We start from the raw sequence: 1,065 nt of genomic DNA on the forward strand, positions 1-1,065 counted from the left end.
CCGCTTGACGAACTCGGGGGCGGATGCGGTGGTCATGAGCGCTCCCAGAAGGCGGCACCGACGGGCTCGTGGTAGTCACCGTCACGGGCGTAGAGGAACCCGTCCTTGTCCGCGGCGATGGCAAGCTGTGGCAGGGACCGGCTGGCCGGCCCGAAAATCGCCCGACAGCCGTCCCGCACGTCGAAGACGGACTGGTGGCAGGGGCAGAGCAGATGATGGGTCTGCTGTTCGTACAGGCTGACCGGGCAGCCGGCGTGCGTGCAGATCTTGGAGTAGGCGACGTGGYCGTCGACGCCCCAGTCCTCCCGGCCCTTGCGGGGGCGGTCGACCCCCGGTGGCAGCCGGATGAGCAGCGTCGTGCTGTCGGCCTTGGTCTGGACATCGGTCTTCGGCTGGTACGCAACGGTGCCGTCGGACTCGGTCACCGGAACGGCCGGGAACACCGTCTCGATGCCGCCGATGGCGACGTCGCCGAGCTTGACGTAACGGCCGWCCTCCGTGACGAGGYGGRCACCCTTCACCCAGCTCGTGTGGTCGAGCTTCTTGCCCGGCTTGGTGTTCGTCAGGTTCAGCAGCGGCACCACGATCAGCCCGCCGAGCACGGTGCCCGCCCCGAGCAGGGTGCGGCGCAGCAACGGGTAGCGCGCGAGGCCGGTGTCGGCGAACCCGGCCGCGATCTCCTCCTCGGTGACGGCGATCTCCTCCTTGGAGGAGGCGAACGCGTGGCGCTCCTGCACGGCCTGCTCGTGCGGCATCAGCCGCTTGGCCCACAGGATCAGGCCGATGCCGAGCCCACCGACGGCGAGGCCCAGCGCGGCCCCGAGGGAGGGGGTGTAGTACGCCTTGTACTTGTCACCGACGAAGTTGGTGACAACGAACCCGACGGTGCCGATCACCGAGATCAGGAACCAGCCGGCAATCAGCCGCTCCGCCCGCCGCTCGGCCCGGCGGTCCACGTCCTGCGCGCGCGGCGGACGGACGGTCACCCCACCGGCGGCCCGCTCCCCGTAGGTCGGCTGGATGACCCCCGCCTGCGGGCGAACGGCCGTGGTCGCGGGCTCACGG

The 1,065-nt window shown here is 70.7% G+C and carries 1 protein-coding gene; it reads right to left on the reverse strand.

The genetic code is table 11. The features are described from left to right. Positions 1–32: 32 nt before the first annotated feature. A partial coding sequence (locus tag CcI156_RS23750) for a ubiquinol-cytochrome c reductase iron-sulfur subunit (RefSeq protein ID WP_083718803.1) occupies positions 33–1,065 on the reverse strand: 1,033 nt, incomplete at its 5' end.

It is taken from the genome of Frankia sp. CcI156 (genome assembly GCF_001983015.1).
In the GTDB taxonomy this organism is placed as follows: Bacteria; Actinomycetota; Actinomycetes; order Frankiales; family Frankiaceae; genus Frankia; species Frankia casuarinae.